The following is a 24927-nucleotide window of genomic DNA, read 5'->3' on the forward strand; positions in this document are numbered from 1 at the left end:
TGATTTAAGTTGTATGGTTATTGGCAAAAAGTTGTATGGTTTGTGGCAGAAACTTGTATGCTTTCATTGGCGTAAATGTGTATGGTTTAGTTTACCATTCACAAGTCATCATCCAAATCAAAGTTTATTTCTTCATCTTCGTTAAAGTCATGCTCATTGACGTATTCGGGTTCATCAATCTTATGAACTTCAAAACCACCTTGGATAACATGTAACTGAGGTGCCATTTCAGCATTTAGTATTCTTTGATTTAAAATTTCTTCGTTAACTTCCGCACGAGAAAGAAAATCTGCTAATTTCCTTGCTGATATACCTGACTTCCCTGCATTATCTCGTTTTTGTTTCATCAATTGTTCAGAAGCAATTTGAATTTCAGTTTCCGTTCTGTTCTTGAACACCGAGTAGTATTGTGAATAACACATGACCCAACGCTTGCGAACAAAGCAATAAACAATACCCACATTCCATGGGTCATATCGGACAGGTACTCTTGTTCCTGAAACATCAGGTTTATAAAAATCGTCACAGTAATAATAAAGGTAATTAACTTTTACACCTCTTTGAGGGTCAACTTTAGCCGTACCATTACCTCTCTTTACTGGTGGAAGTGTCATAATCATAAAATCTTTGTTGTATGGAATAAACCGAAAACGTCTTTTGCCCGAAATCACTATCCCACGCTCAAATGTTTCCCTTGGAGATTCTCCAAGAGCTGAATGCTCTTGAGTATCATAAAACTCATAGAAATACTCCTTAAGTAATTCATAAAGAGCTGGCAGAGTCCAAACCGCATGGTTTTTGGGGTTAACCGACTTAGAAACTTGACGGACATTTTTCATGATTTTCGTATTTCCCTTCAAGTTATGAATGAGTTGCGACATTGTCGTGCCAAAAAGTCGTTCCCCAATCGAACCAAAACGTGCCTTATGGGCAGGTCGAATTTTATGTGTTACTCCAAACATTGCCAAAAGCGACTGAAAATAGATACTTTTAAAATCTTTGCCGTTATCTGTCACAATAATTTGCGGAAGCCGATTAACTCGCCTGACGCATTCCCTTAAAACCATCATGTCACTTCGATAGGATGGGGCGTCATAGGTAATATAAAATGCCAGAACTCTTCTTGAGAAAGCATCTACTAATAACGTAAGCCAAACCTTCCCTAAGTTCTTACCAGTTACTGAGTGATTTGTTTCCAAATCCATTTCGGTATGGTCAAGATGAGCAATTTCGAATGGACGTTCTCCATGCCTTGGAGTATCTGGTTCAAGTACCCAGTAAAATGGTTCATTTTGATAAGCAGTTCTTGGTCCCTCTGTATTCAGTACATGTTCATATCTGTGTCTACACTTAATCATTTTTTTAAAGGTCTTTGAACTTGGTACAATAATACCATGTGTTTTGCAATACTCTTGAAGCTTTCCATAAAGAACTTTCATGCTTTGGTTCGTTACTGTTTCATTTTCTTCAATAAATTGAACTGTCTTGGATAACGTTTCCTCTGGGAGATGAGGGTCCCTGTTACCACGTAAATTTGTTCTTGGAATTAACCCAATGAATCCCGAACCATATTGGTTCTCAGCTTCCATGTAAGCATTTATCCAGTTCCTAATTGTACGAGATGTTAGCCCGACTACACAAATATCTTTAATCTTCTTACCCTCTAAAGCTGGCAAGATGGTTTTATATCTGTAATTGGCTTCCTGAAGTTCTTTCTCACTAGCTTGGGCAATTTTTTCGTTTATTACGGCATTAGTGTTCTTGATAATATCAGTATCAACGCCTTTTATTCGCCCTTCACTAACCATGTTGTAAAATTGGTCTTTGGGTATGTGGATAATATCTTCTTCAGATAAGAGCGAAATGCTCTTTTCTCCCACGTTTATTATCGTCCATAATTTACCTTTCCAAATAACTTTCACACCAGGAGCAATTTCAAGCGTATGGTCCTCAAACATGGGACTCTTCTTACGATAAGTCATCGTTTTATATGCTAAAGCAGTTTGTTCGTCGATAAATACGTGGGTATATTCGGGTTCGCTTAATACCTCTTCCTCTAAATTTATATAAATTTTACTTCTTGCAATTAGGTAGTAAATATCATCTGCCTCAACTCCATCAGTTCTTAAAAGGTCAGCCAAAGGAATTCCAGGATTTTCACGAATATAAGCTAAAATTTTCTTAATAACTTCTGGCAAGACTTCTGTTTCGTTATCCAATAGATAATCTTCAAGAAAAACTATATTTCGTTGAATTTGCACGTTAATTTCATCTGAAGATTTTACCCAGTATTGAAGTCCAAACTGCTTTGCATATTCTTCTCCAGGTGGGCAATGCCATTTACCGTTAATTTTAACGTAACGATTAGGGGAATCCTTTGCTAATTGAACTAACTCTTCCTCTGTTTTCCATTCCTCCCAGCCAGCTTTATCCTCATGTAGCACAAAGTAGTCAGCTGTATGATATATCGTGATAACCTTTTCTTTGAGTGATTTATAGGATAATTTTATTTTGGGAGGCTGGTCATAGAATTCTTTAACAGAGTTATCATGCTCTTTAAGATACACCCCTGGAAGTTCGACTTTATTGCTTTCAAATTGAATAGACATACCCATTTTCCGACTAGGGTAGGACCCTACAACATTTGTTCTTCCTCCCCCGACTCTCCGCGAGGGTTCGCTTTCCCTGACCCTACGAATTATTTCAATTGCCGAGTCAGATAATCCAAGCTTTTTATTCCATTGTTTAAACTCATCTTCAGTGAACATATAACGCCCTCCATTTTTTGTAAATTATTTTTTACCATAAAACAAGTAAAGACCGCCTAGTCAAATGACTAAACGGTCTTTAAAAAATATCTTATGTATTTATCTGTTTTCATTCTTTCCTTAAAATGTTTTAAGGCTTTGCCAACGAACTCATAAATCCTCATGTCTTCCCCTTATTTTTACACTATTCAACTTTCTAAGTTTAACCCTAGGCTGAAAATGAGTCAACAACTAAATTACTCACCTTGGTTAGTTAAGCCTGAGTTTCTAATACTCTCTTTCCACGCCTTTTGATAAGCTTTTTCCCGTAGTAAAATATTAGGTGGAAGAAGACTTTCAATTTTACGTCGGCTTGGATAGATACCCGAGTCGTATAAGACCTTTATTACTTCGTTTATTCTTTGGCAACCTTCATCAATACGTTTTATTTTCTGAGCATGAACAAACGCCGAGTGTTTTTTAGCTATCTCTTTACATAAATTCGGGAAATGTCTATAGAGTAATTTTTTATCGCATCCGATCTTCATAGCAACTTCATGAACAGAAGGATAAGTTGTATCATCATTAGATATAAAACTTCTAAGAATATTTTCGATTATGTTCCAATCATAGCTCCTTTTCACTAAGGATACTTTGATATGTTTTTCTGGTAAGATATAAACATTATCGTAACTCGCTGAATTTAAATCTATTTTATTAACTCCGAAGATTTCCCTTATATCTATACCTACCATATAGCAAATTTCCAAGAATGTTCTTAGAAAGGGAATATGCCTCCCCTCATACCAATATCTTGCGGTTGTTAACGGAACATTAAATTTCTTTGAAAAAGCAACCCTCCCGCCAGCCTTGTCAATTATCGCTTTTAAAAAGATATACATTTCTTCGACTGATGGACGGAATCCAGGGTTATCCTTCATCTCAAGAAGTTCTTCAATATTCTTCGCTATAAAGTAATCTAGTGAGGCTTGCCCCACGGTTGTTTCTCTGTCGAGTTCCAACTCGGTGGAACCCAACCAACAACCACAAAACGAGCAAAAGCCGTTTCTCGATTTACGTGATAGCATAGGGATTTCCTTTTCACATTGGGGGCATTGAGTTTTAAGCGTTATCCCATGAGTTCTACATATATTAACTGCTTTGATACTCCAAAGCAAAGGTTCATAAATATCTTTGTTAGAACTTTTCCATTCCTCAAAACACATTGGACACCATGCTTTAGTCTGTCGAAGAGTCCCTCTATTCGTTAATATATCGTGTAATGGTAACAATGACAGATTTCTAAGGGTATTGCATCCTGTTAACTTTGATAATACCCGAGCAAAATCCTCTGATACAATTCCAAACCCATTTAATTCAAACCCATTACCGTAGAATCCACTACCACCAGCTTCACTGCTGTTTGTTAGATAGGTTTTTCCCAGTATTGGTGCAATTACTTTCCCAATCAGAGTTCCAACTGAGACAGAATGGGCTTCTGCCAGTCTTGATAAAAAGCTTGTTTGGCTCTCACCTAAACCTGTATATAGCCCGAGGGGAGGTAAGGTATAAAGTCGTGGACTAATAATAACACCCCATGAATACCGACTTGAATTACTTAATCTTCACCTATAATCATTCTAAATACCTCCAAGACGTACTTTACTCAGTCCCAATATTACACACATTGTAAATTTTTACAAAAAACAACATACTAATAAATAAAGACGGGAGTAATCCGTCTTTATTTATTAGTATATGTAATTAATCAGGTTCAGCGATTTTAGCATAAAATATTCGCTTTGGCTACTTTATTCCTCTTAGTTCATCCTTTTGAATTTTGAGGTTTTGTTGTATTAAGTTAATATTTGATTGTAGCATAGTAAATTCTGGAGTATTTTCGCACTCTATTTGACCCCCGATAATTCTGTCAATATAATCTATTGGTACTCCCACAAACCCATGATTATTGGCGTATAAACATGCTAACCACGCAGTAACATATTACCATATTATACTATTGATTCCAACATTATATTCCCATATTTAGCAGGATTCCCTTTCTTTCTGTCTAATATCATAAGTAGCTATACTATATTAATTAAATATAATAATTAAATAAGAACTTTGTCAGGGGTTAATAGCAATATTTAACTAGTCTATTTAGGAGATTAGTCCCTCCTAATCTAATTTATGGAAATGAAAGGAGAATCTCTCATGGCAAAGAAAGAAGTAAAAACCGATTTATGGGTCAGAGACTTACTCAAAGAAGCTGACCTCAATTTAGAACCACAAGGAAGTTCTATCAAAGAGCTTAATGAAGCACTTAAAACGGCTTCCAAAAATGGCACTGGAAACGTAGGATTTCCAGAGTATATTGGAACAGTCAAAGATTTTATTATTGTAATTGAAGATAAAGCTGACCTTAATAAGCATGTAAAAATGGATGGTAAGGTCATCAGCCTTGAAGTTCAAGCCGTCAAGGACTATGCCGTGAATGGAGCCTTATTTTATGCACAACATTTAATTAAAAATACTACTTATAAAAAAGTGTTGACATTTGGTGTGTCTGGTAATGAGAAACGACACAAAATCAGTCCAATCTATGTGGATGATACAGAGTACTACAGAGAGCTTCCAGAAGTGGAAACCTTTATTTCATTTAACGAGAAAAACATTGAAGAATACTATGTCAAAGAGGTGTTGCAGGAGAAAACTGATATTGAGAAAGAAACTGCCGAGATATTAAAGGATGCGGCTACTCTACATGAAGACTTGCGTAACTATGGCAACCTGAAAGATATTGATAAGCCACTGGTAGTATCTGGAATCCTACTTGCATTAAATGAATTAGAGCATAAGAACTTTAGTGTAGAGAGTTTAAATGCTGATACCTTAAAGACAGACGGACAAAAGATATACGAAGCAATCGAAGCCAACTTAAAGAGAGCCCATGTTGCACCAGATGTTAAAAGGGATAAGATATTAAGCCAGTTTTCAATAATCAAAGACACTACGATATTGAATGAGGTCAATTCTACACTTGGCAAAACCCCACTTAGATATTATACAGATTTTTTATATGAACATATATATAAGTGCATCAAATACACTCGTTCTGCCGAGGACTATCTTGGACGGTTCTATGGTGAGTTCATGAGCTACAGCGGTGGCGATGGTCAGACACTTGGAATAGTTCTTACTCCAAAGCATATTACAGAGCTGTTCTGCGACCTGCTTGATTTGAAGCCTACAGACATTGTGTTAGACCCATGCTGTGGTACAGCAGGATTTCTTATTGCTGCTATGCATAATATGTTCAATCAGATTATCGGAGCAAAAGAATTGAGAACCAAAGAAGAAATTACATCCGACCCAGACATAAAGAACATCCGTAAAAATCAGCTTCATGGATTTGAGTTGCAGTCTTATATGTTTACTATTGCAACTACTAATATGATTCTTCGTGGCGATGGAAAGAGCAATCTAATCAATGCTGATTTCTTAGCACAAGAGCCAGACAAGATACAGTTGAAAGGGGCAACTGTTGGAATGATGAACCCACCTTATTCGCAGGGGTCAAAGAAGAATCCAAATCTTTATGAGATTTGCTTTACGGAACATTTACTTGATTCATTGGGAGAGGGTGCACGCTGTGCAGTGATTGTTCCTCAATCTTCTATGACTGGAAAGACTAAAGAAGAACAAGCCATCAAGACTAATATATTAAAGCATCACACATTAGAGGGTGTAATCACTTTGAACAAGGACACTTTCTATGGTGTAGGTGTAATGCCATGCATTGCCGTATTTACAGCAGGAGAACCGCATCCACAATCAAAAGAGTGTAAGTTCATAAACTTTGAAGATGATGGCTTTAAAGTTGCCCCACATATCGGATTAGTAGAAACAGAATCTGCTAAGGATAAAAAGCAACATTTGCTTGATGTTTGGTTTAGTAGAATAGATGCTGAAACAAATTTCTGCGTACAATCAACAGTTGAAGTTTCTGACGAATGGTTGCATAGCTTTTACTTTTTTAACGATGAAATACCAACAGAAGACGAGTTTGATAAGACCATAGGTGATTATTTATCATTTGAATTTTCCATGATTATGCAAGAAAGACAGAACCTTTTTGGTGGAGGTAATTCCAATGTTAAGCCTTAATGATAAAAGGTGGGAGTCATTCTTCATATCTGGGGATGAGGGCATATTTCATATTGAAGCTACTCAAAGTGGAATTGATAAGAATAAATTGTTCTTCGATGGAGCTTCTGAAATTCCTTATGTGACACGAAGTGCGTCTTCTAACGGAATAAATATGTTCATTCCGTCAGTCCAACCCGACAAATATGCTATTGATAGTGGGAACTGTATTACAATCGGATTGGACACACAAACTGTGTTTTATCAACCACATGATTTTTATACAGGACAAAATATTCAAGTCTTAAACTACGATGATATGAATAGGAATTCTGCTCTATTTGTTAGTGCTATGCTAAAGGTACAAATGGAGAAATTCAACTGGGGTGGAAATGGTGCAACATTAGGTAGGCTCTCACGTACAAAAATAATGCTTCCAGTAAATGATTTTGGAAGTCCAGATTACAAATTTATGGACGATTATATTAAAGATCGGATAAATCAAAAGCAAGAGCAATGTGTTAAATATTGTAAAAAACAGCTTAGATTGCTAGGAGAACAGGTTTCAATCCCAAAAACATCAGCTATAGATTGGCAACCATTTTATATCAATTCCATTTTTGATAAACCCAAACGCGGAAAGCGCATTGTAGATAAAAACCATATTTCAGGCAATACACCGCTTGTATCTTCATATGGTCAAGAAAATGGTGTAACTCATTTTATCGGCAATGAAGACAAGGTTAGAAAATTTAATGTATGTCTTAGTATTGCAAATGGTGGTTCATCTGCGGGAAAGACTTTCTATCATCCATATACATTTGTTGCCGCAGACCATGTTACCCAATGTTGGAACAGGAATCTGAATCAATATCAATACTTGTTTCTAGCAACAGTTATGACAAAAGCTCTAACTGGTAAGTATAGTTTCAGCCATGAAATCTCTGACCCACGATTAGCAAAAGAACGCATCATGTTACCCGCTACAGATTCTGGCGAGCCAGATTATAAATATATGGAGCAATACATAAAAAATATGATGATAAAAAAATATAATAGTTATTTGAACAATTTAAAACAAAATTAAAAAAATAGGGCTTCCTTCTCGGAAGTCCTATTTTTATTTGAGGTGTTCTCTTAAACTTTTGATTTAACAAAAGTGGAAGCATATCTTTTCAAAACGGAAATTTTATGGGTATTGCCACAAAAATTGTGGCAATTATTGAGTGCTTATTTGGCGGAGGCGAGGGGACTTGCACCCCTGTATCGAAGAACGACCACAAAAGCGTCTACGCGTGTGTCCTTTAATTTAAGTTTCGCCTTTCGTGCCTCCTAAAGGCAAGGATTCATTTCAGGCTAGCTCGATAATCTTAGCTAATATCTCCGAGCATTGACATTAGAGCGTCCTACTAATTTGACACCCTGGACCCTTCACCGTAGGTCAGAAGGCAGGATGCTAGCGGCACTTAGGCAGCTAGAGCGAAATTATCTTCGTTAACTATTTTTGTCCACCGTTTAACGAGACCAGGTGGAATCTCGACGCGCAACTTTTGCCACCGCTTCCCCGAGCGAGTCTAAAACGCCCCCGAATTAATTACATGATTAGTATATCATATTTAAGCATAAAACAAACTGATTTTCTTTGGAATATGAGGATTATCATGGCAAGAATTTACTTTGAAAAAAAAGAACTATAAGATAGGATTCCAAAGTTTGTTTAAATAAATCTATAGTTCACAAATTGTTTTCAATAATCATAAGTAATGGTATCGTTATTGGCAAAAATCCCCTAAACAAATTAAGTTTAAAATTCGCTTATCAGGAATTATGAAGTTAATTCAATAATGAAATAGCGTAATTACTCCATTAACTTCTATTCCGATCCTTTAATGCTCGTTCAATATCTCGTTTACTTTCCTTTTCGGCCAGGGCTTGACGTTTATCATAATTTTTCTTCCCTTGAGCAACTCCTAATTCAACTTTTGCCAAGCCCCTTTTTAAATATATTTTAGTTGGGATTAGGGTTAAGCCTTGCTGCTGAATCCTTCCAACCAATTTATTAATTTCAGATCGGTGCAAGAGCAGCTTTCGAGGCCTTAAAGGATCATGGTTAAAGCGGTTCCCTTGTTCATAAGGGCTGATATGCATTTGATAAACCCAAATCTCGCCATTATCTAGATGAGCATAACTGTCTTTTAAGTTTACACGTCCATTCCGGATTGATTTTATCTCAGTTCCTGTAAGGATTATTCCAGCTTCGATTCGGTCCTCTATGAAATAATCGTGGAAAGCTTTGCGGTTTTCAGAGACAACTTTAATCCCTTCAGAAGGCATATGAGTTCCTCCTCTCATCTTTATTATACAACAAATCATTATACAATTAATCGCATTATTTTCCTATCTTATCCATATCAAAGGCATTTCCAGTCTTCAATGAAACTATTATAAAACCTCATTATATCTCTGCAGAAACTCGTGAACCTTGAGAGCAACCTCTTCTCGTTCAATCCCCAGCGTCAATATATGTCCGGAATGTTCCCAATAAAGGACTTCGGATTCACAAGCCTGTATGTTCTTACGAATAATTTGAACACTGATTGGGTCAACGGTAAAATCTTTGCGGCTTTGCATCAATAAAGCAGGGCATTTTATATGTTTAAGTTCGCGGCGAACTTTGTGAATGGCTTTATTCAAGGATATCAGAGAATCAATAGGAATTTTATCGTAGACAAAACGTTCTGGTTTCGATTGAGTTAACCGAGAATCTGAAGGGACATGGGCAGCAATTTGCGATTTTGGCTTTGTGACAAATTTCCGGAAGGGGCGGATCAGCCGAACATACCGTGTTCTCCGGTCAGCCAGCAGCATCGGAGAATTCATAGATACCAGGCCATCAATTAAATCTAGTGTTGCCAAATGCAGAGCTAATAACCCTCCCATTGAAAGTCCCATTCCAATCACTTTGGAACATGACTTTCTTAACTCAGCCACACCTGCTTCAGCGTCCTTAACCCAGTCCTCCCACCGGGTCTTTGCCATTTGTTCCGGTGTAGTCCCGTGCCCTGAAAGTCGGATTCCCAGAACCGTCCAGCCGAGACCAGCCAATTGTTCGCCTAAATAACGCATTTCAGAAGGTGATCCTGAAAAACCATGAATAAGCAAACAGCCTACAGGATTTCCTGGAAAATAAAATGGGTCCACCAACCGTTTTTGCGGTTTCACCCAAATCCCTCCCGTCGTATCTCGGATTTAGACACCCAAAACATAGCACGAAAGGGGCACCTCATACGAAGTGTCCCTCTTGTATCATAACTTGTTACTGAATCATTGCTAATCCCAGAGAGCTTAAGAGGAAGACAGCCGCCAAAACAGCTGTAACTTTAGCAAGTAATTCATCCATGCCCTTCTTTTTCCCAAAGATGGAATCGCCGGCACCAGAGATTGCTCCGGATAACCCCGCACTTCTTCCCGATTGGAGAAGGACAGTTGCAATCAGTCCTATAGAACTAAGAACCAAAACCACAATCAAAGCAATTTTCAAGTAAACACCCCCCCAATACAACACTCTGTTGTATCGCTACCGTAAATAGTCAGTAGGACTATTTTAGCACAAGCAGCCTGAAAACTCAACAAACATTAAAGGATGTCGTCCGGAGTAATTACTTGCTTCTTGCAAGGGATTTGCGGCCACGATAAATGGCACTTTCCCCAAGTTCTTCTTCAATGCGGAGCAGTTCATTATATTTTGCTACCCGTTCTGTTCGTGCCGGAGCCCCGGTTTTGATCATTCCGGCATTAACTGCAACTGCAATATGCGCTAAGGTAACATCTTCAGTCTCACCGGAACGGTGGGAGACAACTGCAGTATACCCTGCTCTTTTAGCCATTTCGATGGCATCCAAGGTTTCGGTGAGGGTTCCGATTTGATTAACTTTAATTAAAATAGAGTTGGCACATTTTGCTTCAATTCCGCGTTCTAAGCGAGCAGGATTTGTGACAAATAAATCATCGCCAACGAGCTGAACCCGATTCCCCAATCGCTGGGTTAATTTAGCCCAGCCTTCCCAGTCTTCCTCAGCAAGGCCGTCTTCGATGGAAACAATGGGATAACGGGTGATTAGACCTTCATAGTAGTCAATCATTTCTTCAGAGCTCTTGGTCAGCCCTTCCCCAGCTAAATGATAAGCCCCGTTGTCATAAAGTTCAGTGGCCGCTACATCCAGGGCCAAGGCTATTTGTTCGCCGGGAACAAACCCCGCCCTTTGAATAGCATCCATGATGCAAAGCAAGGCATCCTCATTTGATTCCAGGCTTGGTGCAAATCCGCCTTCATCGCCAATTGATGTGGCCAGGGACTTTTCTTTGAGGACTGACTTTAAGCTGTGATAGACTTCTGTACCCATGCGCAGAGCTTCTGCAAAGCTCGATGCTCCCACGGGCATAATCATAAATTCCTGAATATCCACATTATTGTCCGCATGCTTCCCGCCGTTTAGGATATTCATCATGGGAACAGGAAGTTCTTTGGCATTGACTCCGCCCAAATATTGATAGAGGGGTAAACCTAAGGATTCGGCTCCGGCTTTGGCAGCAGCTAATGATACCCCAAGGATCGCATTAGCACCTAGTTTGCCTTTGTTTTCTGTACCGTCAAGTTCCTTGAGCAATTGGTCAAGACCCGGTTGATCAAAGGGAGATAGTCCCTCGACTTCCGGAGCAATCACGGAATTTACATTATCGACGGCTTGCAGAACCCCTTTTCCCATATAACGAGCTTTATCGCCGTCACGAAGTTCCACGGCTTCAAAGGCTCCTGTTGAAGCCCCTGAAGGAACGGCAGCACGGCCCATAATACCATCAGCTAAAACAACATCCACTTCTACGGTCGGGTTGCCGCGGGAATCAAGAATCTCCCGGGCATAAACATCGGTAATCACACTCATTGAAAAATCCCCCTTATTCTTATTAAGACCTCAGTAATGATTTCCCCGTCATCTCCTTGGGTTGGGGAATCTGAAGTATTTCCAAAATAGTTGGTGCCACATCGCATAGGGCTCCACCTTCACGCAGAGCTGCACTTTTAAATTGTTCACTGACCAAAATCAACGGTACCAGATTTGTAGAATGAGCCGTTAAGGGAAGGTTTGTCTCAGGATCTATCTTCTCTTCGGCATTTCCATGATCTGCCGTCACGAGCAGCGTTCCGCCCATGCTGTGCAATTCCGCCTCGATCTGTCCCAGGCATTGATCTACGGTTTCTACTGCCTTTATCGTTGCTTCGAAAACACCGGTATGTCCAACCATATCCGGGTTAGCAAAGTTGAGAATGATTACGTCGTAGGCCTTCTTTCTGAGTTCACCAAGAAGTGTTTTGGTGACTTCAGGGGCACTCATTTCAGGCTGAAGATTATAGGTTGCAACTTTGGGTGACGGTATTAAGATTCGCTCCTCACCTGGATCGGCTTCTTCAATTCCGCCGTTAAAAAAGAAGGTTACATGGGCATACTTTTCAGTCTCAGCAATTCGCAATTGTTTATGCCCCTGTGTGGAAAGAACTTCACCCAGAGTGTTCTTCAAATCTTGCTGAGGAAAAGCAACGGGAGCCGGAATCGTATCGTCATATTGTGTCATGCACACATAATTTACATGAGGACGATTCGGCCTCTCAAAGCCTGCGAATTCCTCGTCCACAAAGGCCCTGGTGATCTCCCGCGCTCGATCAGACCGAAAATTATAAAAGAGCACACTGTCTCCTTCTTGAATTAAACCTACAGGCTTTCCATCATCGCCAAGGATTACGGTGGGGAGTACAAACTCATCGGTTACACGCATATCATAGGAATTTTCTACTGCAGCAAGAGCACTGGGGGCAAATTTCCCTTGGCCATAAACCAAGGCTTGATAGCCCTTCTCCAAACGTTCCCAGCGTTTATCCCGATCCATCAGGTAGTAACGCCCACTTACTGAAGCAATTTGCCCAATGCCCAGTTCTTTAATCTTTTCCTCAAGCTGGGTAATGTATTCTTTGGCGCTCTGGGGCAAGACATCTCGACCGTCAAGAATGACATGAATAAACACCTTCTTTAAATCTTCTTTCTTGGCCATCTCAAGAAGTGCAAATAAGTGTTCAATATGAGAGTGCACTCCGCCATTGGACAACAATCCCATCATATGGAAGGGGTGATCATGAAGGCGGGCAGATTTCATAGCCTCTAAAAGAACAGGATTCTCAAAAAGCGTTTTGTCCTTGACGGCTTTAAATATACGGGTTAATTCCTGATAAACAACTCTCCCCGCTCCCAAATTCAAATGCCCGACTTCTGAGTTCCCCATTTGCCCTTCAGGTAAGCCCACCGCTTCCCCTGACGCTTGAAGCAGAGTATGAGGATAATCTCTTTCCAAGCGCCGGAAATTAGGCAGGTTCGCTTGAGCAATAGCATTCCCTTCCCGGGTCACACGATATCCCCAGCCATCAAGAATCATCAGCAATAGTGGTTTGTCAGTACTCATTTCCAGTTTCCTTCCCGCGTGCCTAAACTGAAGCAGCGTTATGTATTAATTTGGCAAATCCCTGAGGATCAAGGCTAGCTCCTCCGACGAGAGCCCCGTCGACATCGGGTTCCGACAATAATTCGGCAATATTGTCCGCCTTAACACTCCCTCCATAAAGAATCGGCACCTTTTCGGAAGCTGTTCCCATGAACCTGGCAAGTGTGGAACGGATGGCGGCACACATTTCTTGGGCATCTTGACTCGAAGCCGTTTTTCCCGTTCCGATAGCCCATATCGGTTCATAAGCAATAACAACTCGGTTAAGATCTTCCGGAGAAATACCTTCCAAGGCCTTGGACACTTGACCCTGCACTCGCTCGACAGCTTTTCCCTCTTCACGAACGCTGAGATTTTCTCCTACGCAAAGAATAGGAGTCAGCCCTGCAGCCAAAGCCTTGCTGACCTTCTTGGCAATAGTTTCGTCGGTTTCACCAAACATTTCTCTGCGCTCCGAGTGTCCTAAGATTACGTAAGTACAAGCAGCTTCTAACAGCATCTGGGCCGATATTTCACCTGTATAGGCACCTTGATCAGCCCAGGACATATTTTGTGCCCCTAAATGGACAATACTTTCTTCCAGCTCATTTTTAAGCGTATAGAGGGCAGTAAAAGGAGCGCATAGAATGATATCAAGGGCAGTGACGTCTTTAATTTCCTCTAAAAACGTTACTGCATAATCTTCAGCTTCCTTTACGGTTTTGAACATTTTCCAGTTGCCCGCGATGACAGGTCTTCGCTTTGCCACAGTACAATTCCTCCCGCAATCAATTGAAACTTTGCCTCTTAATCAAATTTATATTATAGTTTGATTTTCCAAAGACGAAAGTTTTAGCTGCAATTCCGTCTTTTAAGCGTCCTGTAAGGCCGCAACACCCGGCAGAACCTTCCCTTCCAAAAATTCGAGAGATGCTCCCCCACCGGTAGAAATATGTGTCATCCGCTCTGCTACACCAGTCTTTTCGACAGCCGCTACAGAGTCTCCGCCCCCAACAATCGTGGTACCTTTACAATCCGCAACTGCCTTGGCCACCCGTTCAGTTCCTTTAGCAAAAGCATCCATCTCAAAAACTCCCATAGGACCGTTCCAAACAACAGTTTGGGCTGAAGAAATGATAGTGCTAAACCGTTCAGCGCTTGCCGGACCGATATCCAAGGCCATTTCGTCATCCTGAATATCTGATAAAGCAGCAATGCGATGGGAAGCCTGAGCGGCAAATTCCTTGGCTGCAACAACATCAATGGGCAATTCTAAAGCGACGCCTTTGCTCTTTGCCTTCTCGATCAGCTGTTTCGCCAGGCCGAGCTTATCCTCTTCCAGCAAGGATTTACCAACCTTATAGCCTTGGGCTTTAAGAAAAGTGTTAGCCATTCCCCCGCCGATAATCAAGGCATTAACCTTATCCAAGAGGTTTTCAATAACTCCGATCTTATCACTTACTTTTGCTCCGCCAATAATTGCCACAAAGGGGCGTTCAGGCCGTTCCAAAGCATTCCCCATGAACTCCACTTCTTTTTGCATCAGCAGCCCTGCCACCGCCGGAATATAGTGCGTTACTCCCTCCGTCGAAGCATGGGCACGATGGGCTGTTCCAAAGGCATCATTGACAAAGATATCTGCCAGGGAAGCCATTTCACGAGCAAACTCCGGATCATTCTTTTCTTCTTCTTTGTGGAAACGAACGTTTTCCAACAAAAGAACCTGACCATCTTGTAATTTTTCAGCGGCCTCTTGAGCCGCTTCCCCAATACAATCTTGAACCAGGGCAACATTTTGCCCCAATCGTTCACTCAGACGTTTAGCAACAGGTGCCAAAGAATATTTCGCATTGACCTGGCCCTTTGGACGTCCCAAATGAGAAGCAAGAATGACCCGGGCACCCTCTTTAACGAGATATTCAATGGTGGGGAGGGAAGCACGTATGCGCGTATCATCGGTTATCTGCCCTTGCTCGTCTAACGGCACATTAAAATCCGCTCGGACTAATACTCGCTTTCCTTTAACAGTGACGTCTTTGACACTTTTTTTGTTCATAAAAAATCCCCTTTCTATGGCTCAAGGGTTTGGTGTTTCTTAGCGTTTTAGATAACTTTAATAATATATCCTAGTATACCGAGAAAAGAAACTTCCTACTCTCCCAAACTCCAGATTCATAAACAATTGATGCTATCTTCTCCAAAGGAGTTTCAAATTAATTCTTCATTAAAACATGAGATTCCTGCCTGACCTATTATGTTTCTCGTTATTAACAAGATCTTAATCTCTATTTAACTTTAAGGGTACCTATCAAAATACCTCATTCAAAAAAATAAAGCAAAAATAATCCTGATTATCTGTTTCACTAACCATTCAAAAAGATAAATTTAATCGAAGTTTATATCCCACAAATGGCGCAGGCTTGTAGAAACAGCATCAATTCCCTTGGCTAAAGCAGTCCTGACGTCTTCTTCAGTTCTTAATAATCCCCCGCCAAGAACGGGTATGCCTAAGGAATCTTTCATTTCCTGGATAACAAAACGCGGGATCGTGGCCGGTAAGATTTCCACGGCATTTGGTTTGACAGCGGCAGCCATTTTTATCCCTGTCTTAACAGACTCCGAATCCAAAACAAACAGGCGCTGAATCACCACCATACCTTCGTCAAGCGCATATTTAACCAAGTTTGGCTTCGTCGTGACAAGGCCGCGCAGTCCCATTCTTGCCAACAAATGTATCCCCGCCTTGTCCTTACCGGCACCTTCCAGCATATCGAGATGGACCATCAAAACTTTATTATCACCATGAACCTTTTTCACTATGGAGGGCAGGAGATTAATGTTTGCACCTAAAAGAAAGACAGCGCCAATGTTGGGATGAAGCATGGCTTCACTTAAATCCTCAACTCTCCGAATGGTTGCGCCAACCTTTTTTCCCTGCATAACAGTACTTAAAAAATCCATATTGCTATCCCCCAAGGTTTAATTAATTATTCGTGTATTATATTATATGCTTTTGCCAAAATACGCAAAGGATGTTCAGTGGGAATAGAAGTACCATGTTGAATCTGAACTTTACAGACCCCGCATTCCGTTAACATTTCCTGAAAATCTCCCTGTTCAACTCCGACATTGACTGCCTCAAAAAGGGGGCTGCCGATTTTCATTGCTTTATCATACTTTTCAGCTTTAAATCCATAGCTCCCGGATACGCCGCAGCAGCCGGCATCAAGATTGCGTATTTTTACACCGGGGATTAAGCGCAAAATGCGCAAAGCCGGGGTTCCAATCCCTTGAGCTTTTAAGTGGCACGGCAGATGGTAGCCAAAAGAAGCATTGACCTGTTGAAAATCCAGAGGCAATTCTCCCTTTTCATAAAGCAGCCACAGAAATTCAAACAAATCGTAGGTCTGAGCCCCGATCATCTGGGCCGCCGAGGCTGACAGCTTAGGATAGTCTTCTTTCAAGGTTAAGCCACAGCTGGTACAGGAGGCTATAACAGGCACTCCGGCCTCCAGATAGGGGCGCATTAATTCCAAGTTATAAAGTCCATTCTTGCGGGCCTTGTCGAACTGACCATTAGCCTCTAAGGGTAAACCACAACAATGAAAATTAGGCACAATGGTTTTATAGCCAATATGCTCTAAAACTTTAATCATGATTCGGCCTGTCTCCCCTTCATTATAACGTGTATAGCAACCTGGGAAGTAGACAACTTGCTTGCCGGACGTGACTCCAGCTCTTCCGGCCTTATCTTCGATTACTTCTAAAGGTTTACCATAAGCAGGCAAGGGACCTTTTTGACTGATCCCAAGTCCTTTCTCAAGAGCCCACCGTACTAAGTTTAGTTTCAAGGCTTGATTGGCCATCCCGGGCCATAAAACTCCGAGCTTGCCAAGATATTCTGCCCGGCCCAGGACGTACCCTCTTAAGCGTAATTTGACGCCGGGCATCGTTTTATGGGGCCCTTTACGGGCTGCCCTCCGGGCATCAAGAATCATCTCCGTTATTTTTACCCCTGAAGGGCAGGTTACTTCACAGGTTTTGCAATTTGAACAATCATCCAACGTTGTTTCACCTGGAATAAACTGCCCCCTGCGGAATCGTTCCATATCCGGTCCTAAACCTTTCGGTCCCGGAAAATGAGGATTTACTTTGGCCACCGGGCACTGAGCTGTACATACATTACATTTTTGGCAAGCATCCAACCGTGCCGTCAATTCATTTCTTACATCCATCGTCAAGGATCCTCCTTCCCGTCTCAAGTGCATGGGCCCTAAATTATTTCAGCCGCAGCGCAGCCTGAGGTTACCGATACACCTCCGCCGCACCGTTGAGTCCAAGGATCCCAATGGGCCAGCATTCTTCCTACGACATGGACATTATCCCAGATAACTTGTCCCTGATTAGTGTCCAAGGGGCGCAGACAGTTATCCGTTTCCACGCCAATTTGGGCAAAAGGCTGAGGAGCAAAGAACCGGGAAGCGCTCCATTCCTGCGGCACAAATAAGGGCAGATCGAAAACGTCTTCATGAATCGATTTTCTTTCTATGCCTACTTTAATTCCGCCGCCTAAGAGTCCGCCGGTAGCCAGAATAAACTTCTTGGCTTTTAAGTGCAAAACCTTACCCATACTATGGACTATTATTTCCTGACAGGACTTAGGCTGCTTATCCGATACCGGCTCTCCAGTCAGAGCAGCCGCACGGGCTCCGATCATTAATTCACCGCCCAAATCTGTAAATTGATGCTTCAAATATTCCGCAAAATAACGGCCATGAGGACTTGGTATAAAAGAACTCATTTCTATGACAGGCAAGGAATAATCCTTTCCATAAATTTTAGTGCGCGAAGCATCAAAGTACTCGCTTACCAGACTGGGCAAAACCACAGCGATTCTTTCCGATTTGCTGCCTGCTCCTTGCTGCTCTCGTTTAATCGTTTCAATTTCCTGGGCGAGAAGGTTCTGCCCTTCCTTTGATCTCCAGATAGCTGCATAATCAATACCGGATGCACTCTTGCCTATTCGTTCCCATTCTCCAAGAATCTCCGCGTGTACTCTCTTTACCTTCACTTGCCATCCGGGGAATTCCCGGGCCATGTTCGACACTACGATTTCCGGAAAGAAGTCCTTCAATCCTTCAGGCACTAACAGTACGAAAATTCCCTGCTCCTGTCGATCCGGAAGAACCATGCTGCGGGGCATAAGATCACCTTGGCGGACCGTCCCTAATACCGTTAAGGCATGCCGGGACTTGTTATTTTCTATATATTCCGGGCAAAGTTCCTTGATAAATTGTTTGCCGCGGTCAATTGTCTCAGCGTCAAATAAGGAATAGGGGTGTTTCGGAAAATGGCGCAAACCCGCTACATCCCCATAATCAAAAATCCCTGAAAAATAATAGAGGGTACCGACTCCTTCTGTCACAATAAGCACCTTTTTGCCCCGTTGTGCGGCACGAATTCCTGCTGTCCAACCTGCTAAACCGCCCCCCACCACTATGGCATCCCACATTTTGCTCATTCCTCACTTTCAACTGCCTTAAAATCCAAAACGTTTAGATACAAAGCTCGTGCCAATTCGCTCTCACGCAGCTGATCTCCCCAAAGCACCGGGGTTATCCCCCGCCATCGTTCGCTTAATAATATCCGATATTCCTTCAGGGTTCTCTCCCAACTGCCAAAGGTATCTTTAAGCATAGGCGTCGAGCGATAGGTACAATAGGTTCCTTGACAGGTCCCCATTCCCAGTCTTGTCTTACGGCGCAGATCGTCAAGGGAATGAACCGCAGGATCTTGGAGCGCATGGAGAACTTCGGCCTGCGTGACCATTTCGCATTCACAGATAAATTGTCCAAGTTCGGGCTGTTTTTCGATGGCTGCAATGACGGAAGCGGCTTCTTCGTTCAAACGTTCCATCATCTTATCCGCGGCCGCTGCTCCTATCAGTTGGCGCGCCTTATTCCAGACGTCTGCCGGGGGTTCATGATGCAATGGCTCCTCAGCTGTGCGGCAGGCGGTCGTGACATTTAATTTGGCGGCCACCCAATCCGTCACTTTTTCAGCCATTAAGCGATAAGTTGTTAATTTGCCGCCCACAATACTTACCAGTCCGCGAACCCCGTCTCTTTTCTCATGGTCAATGAGAGCGAAGTTGCGGCTTACCCCTCGGCCTTCATGCTCTGAGGCATCTTCGCTTTCATACAAGGGACGAATGCCTGCAAAGGCACGCAAAACACGGTGCAGTTCAATTTCTTCTGCGAGATCTTTGCCCATTTCCAACAAATACGAAACATCTTGTTCCTTAACCTGATTATCATCCGGTAGATCGACCATCTGTGAGGTTGTCCCCAGGATCGTTACGGTTTCATGGGGCACAAAGATATCCCCATCACCCGGAGTTCGCAAACGATTAATTACTCGATTGAACATCCGCTGATTGAACACCAGGAGAGAGCCTTTATTTTTCAGCATATGGACATCAAAACCGGACATAGCGGCAATCTCAGCCGACCAAGGACCCGCGGCATTGACGACAATTTTACTGCGGATTTGTATTATTTCCCCGGTAATAAGATCTTCGGCATACACGCCTTTGATGTCTTTATTCTCTAACCACAGGGATTTCACTTTGCAATACGTGCGATACGTTCCTCCGTATTTTTCCGCTGATTTCACATTGGCCCATAACAATTTAAAACCGTCGACCGTAGCATCCGGCACTTCGAAAACCCGTGCTGCTTGTCGTGACAGTAAAGGTTCGAGGCGAAAGGCTTCTTCAAGGGGAATCTCCTTCACCGGTATTCCTGCCTGGTCACATCCTTGAAGCCAGAGCTGCAAATAACCCGGATCATCCTCGTTTAAATATACAAACCAGCCGGAGGTATCCTCGATACAATGAGCCGCAATGTGTTTCACAATCTTATTTTCCTCGATACACTCTTGGGCTGCTTTAGCATCTTTAACCGCATAGCGCGCGCCGCTGTGCAAAAGCCCATGAAAGCGTGAACTTGTCCCATGTGCCAGATCTCCTTGTTCCAACAAAAGCGCCGGGATACCACGCATACTCAAGTCTCTTAATATTCCAACCCCTGTCGCTCCTCCGCCGATTACTACAACTTGGGTCTCAATCTCACGCATCCATATCTCCTCCTTGCCCGAAATTAAGAACCACCAAAGAAACCGTTGTTTCGCAATGGCCTCTTTGGTGGCTTCACTTATTCTCAAGCCGCCTTATCTATTTTTATCGAAGTTCACAAATCGTAACTTAGTCTTCTTCCCAGTCTTTCGTCCGCTCAACGGCTTTTAACCAGCCCTTGTATAGTTTCTCCCTCTTCTCTGCTTCCATTACAGGCTCGAAACGCTGATTGAGCAGCCAGCGGCTTGCCAATTCCTCTTTGCTCTCCCAGAAGCCCACTGCCAAACCTGCAAGGTAGGCAGCGCCCAGGGCTGTCGTTTCAATGATTTCCGGTCTGTCAACCTTTGTTCCTAAGATATCAGCCTGAAACTGCATGAGCAAATTATTGGCAACTGCACCACCGTCAACTCTCAGGGATTTTAAGGAAATACCAGAATCGGCTTCCATAGATCCTAAAACATCTTTTGTTTGATAGGCCAAAGAGTCCAGAGCCGCACGAATAATATGGGACTTGGTAGTTCCGCGAGTGAGCCCAAAGATTCCGCCCCTGGCGCGCATATTCCAATAGGGAGCGCCTAAGCCCACAAAGGCAGGGACAAAATAAACGCCATCGGTGTCTTTAACCTTTTTGGCAAAATACTCAGAGTCAGGGGCAACGTCAATCATCTTCAGACCGTCTCGCAGCCATTGGATCGCTGCACCAGCAATAAAGATACTTCCTTCTAAGGCGTACTCGACTTTACCGTCGATCCCCCAAGCAATCGTAGTCAATAAACCATGTTTGGAAGCATGAATTTTACTTCCCGTATTCATCAACATGAAACAGCCTGTACCATAGGTATTTTTCGCATCTCCAGGTTCATAGCATGCTTGTCCAAACAAAGCGGCTTGCTGATCACCGGCCACACCGGCAATAGGAACTTCGTAACCCAAGAAGACACCGGCATCGGTATTGCCATAGACTTCGCTGGAATTCCGTACTTCCGGCAGCATTCCCTTGGGTACATCCAGCATAGCGAGCAATTCCTGATCCCATTGCAATTCACGAATATTATACATCATTGTTCGGGAGGCATTGGAATAATCCGTAACATGGACCTTTCCGCCCGTAAGTTTCCAGATCAGCCAGGTATCTGTCGTCCCAAAGAGCAAATCCCCCTGTTCAGCTTTAGCACGAGCTCCTTCAACATGATCTAAAATCCATTTAACCTTCGTTCCGGAAAAATATGCATCGACCACCAGGCCTGTTTTTTCCCGGACCATTTCTTCGCAGCCCTTAGCTTTTAGATCGTCGCAAATGGCAGTCGTTCTGCGGCACTGCCAGACAATGGCGTTGTAAACCGGCTTACCGGTATGTTTATCCCAAACCACCGTTGTTTCACGTTGGTTCGTTATGCCGATTGAAGCGATTTCATCGACTTTTATACCTGTTTTAGCAATGAGTTCAGCAATAACCCCGTATTGCGTACTCCATATTTCTTCCGGATCATGTTCAACCCAACCTGCTTTAGGATAAATCTGAGTGAACTCCTTTTGAGTTATTCCCACAATTTTGCTTTCCTTGTCAAAAAGGATTGCTCGACAACTCGTAGTCCCTTGGTCAAGAGCCATAACATAGTTCTTCACAATAAGTCCTCCTCATCTAATTATAGTCAAGTTTTTATGAGTTTCTAGCCCAAGTACACGATTTTATAGAGAAAAGCCCCGAGTATTCCACCGATAATCGGGCCGACAACAGGTACCCAGGAGTAGGCCCAATCCGATTTTCCTTTTCCAGGTATCGGTAATATGAAGTGAGCAATTCTAGGTCCTAAGTCACGAGCCGGATTGATAGCATAGCCTGTCGGACCGCCGAAGGATACTCCAAGACCCCAGATTAAGAAGCCCCATAACAGGGGATTAAGTCCCGTCGTTGTTGCAGATTTAGAAATTCCGATTGCCAGTCCGACAAAAACTAAAACAAAAGTGCCAATAATTTCTGTTAATAGATTTGCTCCATAACTGCGGATTTGGGGAGCCGTACTAAAAACCCCCAACTTTAATCCCGGATCATCAGTAACTTCCCATTGCTTCAGATACGCAAAATAAACAATAACTGCACCGAGAAAAGCTCCTATGAACTGAGCCGCGATATATAAGGGAACTTCCGACCAGGGGAACTGTCCGATAACCGCCAAAGCTATGGTAACAGCCGGATTCAAATGTGCTCCGCTGATTGGTCCTGTAGCATAAATTGCCAGAAGAACGCCAACCGCCCAACCTAGTGTAATCATAAATGTGCCGCCGTTATTTCCATTCGTCTTCTTCAGCAGAACGTTGGCAACTACCCCCGAACCAAAGAGAAGAATGATCATCGTACCTATCATTTCAGCTATAAATTTTGCTTCCAAATTCAAGTCCTCCTTAATCTTAACGCCATTTTTTATGTTTACTCAAGAGTGAACTCTATGGGAACCCCTCCCACTTCTAGAAGTGGGAATCTTACGATTGGATAAAATAGTCTATATATTAATGCCTATTTAATTAAATTATTGGAACAGCCTATGCCCCCTTTCATTTATAGTTAATTTCCAAATATCATCGCCATCACTCGCTTCTCCTATCTGGTTGGTCGGGCCCGATAACCAATAGGCAATTCGCGCAAAATTCTTTAATGTTGGAATTTTCCACCCTTATAGAACAAAATAAAAAGCCCAATTACACTAGTCATTCTTAGGAACAACTAATATAACTCGGCTTCTCTAATACTCTAGCCTCAATCTTAAATTGTCTAACGAATCGTTGAATTCCAGCGACGTTTTTTTGTCGGTGATATCAGTATATTCTTTCTTTTGACCTTTTTCAAGACTAAAATAACAAAATTTCCGATAATTCTTATTCCTTTATTCTCCTGAACTAGAAATATTAACGTTCAAGCAACTGTTCTTTTGGTTATTCTCAAGATTGAAGAATTTTCATCAATATCGTTTTCTTACCGTTGCCGTAGGTATTCCCAATTCATCCCGATACTTAGCTACCGTCCGCCTGGAGATTTCCATACTTTTGACTTTGAGCAGATCCGCTAATTTCTGGTCAGAGTAAGGATTCTTAGGGTTCTCTGAAGAAATGATCTCTCTCAGGGCGAGCTTGATTTCCTCCGTTGTGATGCTTGACTCACTGCTATGACCACGCCCCATGCCGTTGGCGAAGAAAAACTTGAATTCGTAAATTCCTCGCGGCGTCTGAACATATTTATGAGAGGTTGCCCGGCTGACCGTCGACTCGTGGACCCCGATTTCCTCAGCAATGTCTCTTAAGGTGAGTGGTTTCAGATGGTGAATACCAAAGCGCAGAAAATCGGTTTGCCATTTCACAATGGCATTAGCAACTTTATAGAGTGTTAAGCGCCGCTGTTCAATGCTGCGAATCAACCAAGCAGCTGCGTTGAGTTTCTGTTCCACAAACTTGCGGGTATCCGTTTCTTCCTCATGTCTGAGAGCTTCACGGTAGGTTTTGTTAATCCCCAGGCGAGGAACAGTAACATCATTAACCAAAATAATAAACTCTCCGCCAATTTCTTCTATGACAACATCGGGAACAATATAGCGCACATCTCCAGGCCCAGAAAAACGCAGACCAGGCTTAGGGTCTAATTTTCGAATCATATCTGCAAGTTCTTGAACACGAGTAATAGACAATTTCAAAGCATGGGCAATCTTTTGCAGACGCCCTGCCGCCAGATCTTCAAGATGCTTTAATAATTCAGACAATTCCGGAGGACAATTAGGAATAAGCGGAAGCTGAAGTCTCAGGCATTCTTCAAGGCTTCGTGCTCCTACGCCTAATGGGTCCAGAGTTTGCACGGCCGCCAAGGCCATTTCCGCTGTTTCCAGGGGAACATGAGTCTCCCGGGCTATATCTTCCGAGGTCAAGGTCAAACCGCCATTATCATTAAGGTTCCCAACAATATACTCAGCGACGTTTAAAGGGGCAGAAATTTTTTGAACATGAAGTTGTTCCAGCAAATGCTCCTGAAGGGTCGGAGCAGCCGCTATAAAAGGATCAAATCGCTGTCTTTCGTCTGGAGTTACCCGTTCCTGCCGAGAGCGATTTTCATCTTGATCATGAAAGTAATCCTGCCAATCAACATCCCATTTATCATCTGAAGGACTTTCTTCCGTACTGTTGTGCTCCGGTTCTCCTTTAACATCCAAATTTTCTTCCTGTGTTTCCAGTAAAGGGTTCTCTAACAGCTGTTCCTCAACATATGTGGACAATTCAAGTGCGGACAATTGTAAAATCGTAATCGCCTGTCGCAATTCCGGAGTCATAATTAGTTTTTGAGTCTGCTCTAAACTTAAGCCATATCCTAACCGCACCTAATCCCCC

Annotated in this window: 18 protein-coding genes and 1 other RNA gene; 2 read left to right on the forward strand and 17 right to left on the reverse strand. The window is 42.4% G+C overall.

The genetic code is table 11. From position 1 onward, the window contains the following. Positions 1–98 precede the first annotated feature (98 nt). Together B5Y67_RS14345 and B5Y67_RS14350 are read right to left on the reverse strand one after the other, a co-directional pair. Positions 99–2768 (reverse strand): DDE-type integrase/transposase/recombinase, encoded by a 2670-nt coding sequence (locus B5Y67_RS14345; protein WP_088227121.1) that lies wholly within the window; start codon positions 2766–2768, stop codon positions 99–101. Between the two features lie 236 nt (positions 2769–3004). After that, on the reverse strand, positions 3005–4336 hold the full coding sequence (locus tag B5Y67_RS14350) for a TniQ family protein (RefSeq protein ID WP_088227122.1): 1332 nt from the start codon (positions 4334–4336) through the stop codon (positions 3005–3007). Positions 4337–4964: 628 nt separating this feature from the next. On the opposite strand from B5Y67_RS14350, the gene B5Y67_RS14355 reads away from it, so the two are divergent. Beyond that, positions 4965–6917, forward strand: a complete 1953-nt coding sequence (locus B5Y67_RS14355) for an N-6 DNA methylase (RefSeq protein WP_088227123.1) — start codon at positions 4965–4967, stop codon at positions 6915–6917. Continuing rightward, positions 6904–7983, forward strand: a complete 1080-nt coding sequence (locus tag B5Y67_RS14360) for a restriction endonuclease subunit S (RefSeq protein WP_207652420.1) — start codon at positions 6904–6906, stop codon at positions 7981–7983. Before B5Y67_RS14355 ends, B5Y67_RS14360 begins: the two co-directional genes overlap by 14 nt. 148 nt (positions 7984–8131) lie before the next feature. On the opposite strand, the gene ssrA is transcribed toward B5Y67_RS14360, so the two are convergent. From ssrA to rpoN, 15 genes are all read right to left on the reverse strand, one after another. Next, positions 8132–8483, reverse strand: a transfer-messenger RNA (tmRNA) gene (gene ssrA / locus B5Y67_RS14365). Positions 8484–8762: 279 nt separating this feature from the next. Beyond that, entirely contained in the window at positions 8763–9230 is a 468-nt protein-coding gene (gene smpB / locus B5Y67_RS14370) for an SsrA-binding protein SmpB (RefSeq protein WP_088227124.1), read from the reverse strand. A gap of 108 nt (positions 9231–9338) precedes the next feature. After that, complete coding sequence (locus B5Y67_RS14375; RefSeq protein ID WP_088227125.1) at positions 9339–10118, reverse strand: alpha/beta fold hydrolase; 780 nt, start codon at positions 10116–10118, stop codon at positions 9339–9341. 94 nt (positions 10119–10212) lie between these two features. Next, positions 10213–10437 (reverse strand): preprotein translocase subunit SecG, encoded by a 225-nt coding sequence (secG, locus tag B5Y67_RS14380; protein WP_088227126.1) that lies wholly within the window; start codon positions 10435–10437, stop codon positions 10213–10215. Between the two features lie 118 nt (positions 10438–10555). Beyond that, positions 10556–11839, reverse strand: a complete 1284-nt coding sequence (gene eno, locus B5Y67_RS14385; RefSeq protein ID WP_088227127.1) for a phosphopyruvate hydratase — start codon at positions 11837–11839, stop codon at positions 10556–10558. 22 nt (positions 11840–11861) lie between these two features. After that, positions 11862–13406, reverse strand: coding sequence for a 2,3-bisphosphoglycerate-independent phosphoglycerate mutase (gene gpmI, locus B5Y67_RS14390; RefSeq protein WP_088227128.1), 1545 nt, complete (start codon positions 13404–13406; stop codon positions 11862–11864). Between the two features lie 22 nt (positions 13407–13428). After that, a complete protein-coding gene (tpiA, locus tag B5Y67_RS14395; RefSeq protein WP_088227129.1) occupies positions 13429–14193 on the reverse strand; it encodes a triose-phosphate isomerase in 765 nt (254 codons plus the stop codon). Between the two features lie 102 nt (positions 14194–14295). Continuing rightward, complete coding sequence (locus tag B5Y67_RS14400) at positions 14296–15480, reverse strand: phosphoglycerate kinase (RefSeq protein ID WP_088227130.1); 1185 nt, start codon at positions 15478–15480, stop codon at positions 14296–14298. Between the two features lie 329 nt (positions 15481–15809). Then, positions 15810–16385, reverse strand: coding sequence for a glycerol-3-phosphate responsive antiterminator (locus B5Y67_RS14405; protein ID WP_088227131.1), 576 nt, complete (start codon positions 16383–16385; stop codon positions 15810–15812). A 26-nt stretch (positions 16386–16411) separates the two neighbouring features. After that, positions 16412–17659 carry an anaerobic glycerol-3-phosphate dehydrogenase subunit C gene (locus B5Y67_RS14410; protein WP_088227132.1) on the reverse strand — a complete coding sequence of 416 codons (1248 nt, stop codon included), beginning with the start codon at positions 17657–17659 and terminating at the stop codon, positions 16412–16414. Positions 17660–17697: 38 nt separating this feature from the next. After that, entirely contained in the window at positions 17698–18936 is a 1239-nt protein-coding gene (locus B5Y67_RS14415) for an FAD-binding protein (RefSeq protein WP_088227133.1), read from the reverse strand. 5 nt (positions 18937–18941) lie between these two features. Beyond that, positions 18942–20561, reverse strand: a complete 1620-nt coding sequence (gene glpA / locus B5Y67_RS14420) for an anaerobic glycerol-3-phosphate dehydrogenase subunit GlpA (RefSeq protein WP_088227134.1) — start codon at positions 20559–20561, stop codon at positions 18942–18944. 127 nt (positions 20562–20688) lie between these two features. Continuing rightward, complete coding sequence (gene glpK / locus B5Y67_RS14425; protein ID WP_170932700.1) at positions 20689–22188, reverse strand: glycerol kinase GlpK; 1500 nt, start codon at positions 22186–22188, stop codon at positions 20689–20691. Positions 22189–22229: 41 nt separating this feature from the next. After that, positions 22230–22949, reverse strand: coding sequence for an MIP/aquaporin family protein (locus B5Y67_RS14430; protein ID WP_088227136.1), 720 nt, complete (start codon positions 22947–22949; stop codon positions 22230–22232). A gap of 567 nt (positions 22950–23516) precedes the next feature. Then, positions 23517–24917 (reverse strand): RNA polymerase factor sigma-54, encoded by a 1401-nt coding sequence (rpoN, locus tag B5Y67_RS14435; RefSeq protein WP_088227137.1) that lies wholly within the window; start codon positions 24915–24917, stop codon positions 23517–23519. Positions 24918–24927: the final 10 nt, after the last annotated feature.

Origin of the sequence: Desulfosporosinus sp. FKB (assembly GCF_002196705.1) — a bacterium.
Lineage (GTDB): Bacteria > Bacillota > Desulfitobacteriia > Desulfitobacteriales > Desulfitobacteriaceae > Desulfosporosinus.

Bases quoted from the DNA above. Each gene is read 5' to 3' on its own strand.
- smpB (WP_088227124.1), bottom strand. From the start codon at position 9,230: ATGCCTTCTGAAGGGATTAAAGTTGTCTCTGAAAACCGCAAAGCTTTC.
- glpA (WP_088227134.1), bottom strand. From the start codon at position 20,561: ATGCGTGAGATTGAGACCCAAGTTGTAGTAATCGGCGGAGGAGCGACA.
- B5Y67_RS14405 (WP_088227131.1), bottom strand. From the start codon at position 16,385: ATGGATTTTTTAAGTACTGTTATGCAGGGAAAAAAGGTTGGCGCAACC.
- B5Y67_RS14415 (WP_088227133.1), bottom strand. From the start codon at position 18,936: ATGTGGGATGCCATAGTGGTGGGGGGCGGTTTAGCAGGTTGGACAGCA.
- B5Y67_RS14360 (WP_207652420.1), top strand. From the start codon at position 6,904: ATGTTAAGCCTTAATGATAAAAGGTGGGAGTCATTCTTCATATCTGGG.
- B5Y67_RS14410 (WP_088227132.1), bottom strand. From the start codon at position 17,659: ATGGATGTAAGAAATGAATTGACGGCACGGTTGGATGCTTGCCAAAAA.
- eno (WP_088227127.1), bottom strand. From the start codon at position 11,839: ATGAGTGTGATTACCGATGTTTATGCCCGGGAGATTCTTGATTCCCGC.
- B5Y67_RS14345 (WP_088227121.1), bottom strand. From the start codon at position 2,768: ATGTTCACTGAAGATGAGTTTAAACAATGGAATAAAAAGCTTGGATTA.
- gpmI (WP_088227128.1), bottom strand. From the start codon at position 13,406: ATGAGTACTGACAAACCACTATTGCTGATGATTCTTGATGGCTGGGGA.
- B5Y67_RS14400 (WP_088227130.1), bottom strand. From the start codon at position 15,480: ATGAACAAAAAAAGTGTCAAAGACGTCACTGTTAAAGGAAAGCGAGTA.
- B5Y67_RS14355 (WP_088227123.1), top strand. From the start codon at position 4,965: ATGGCAAAGAAAGAAGTAAAAACCGATTTATGGGTCAGAGACTTACTC.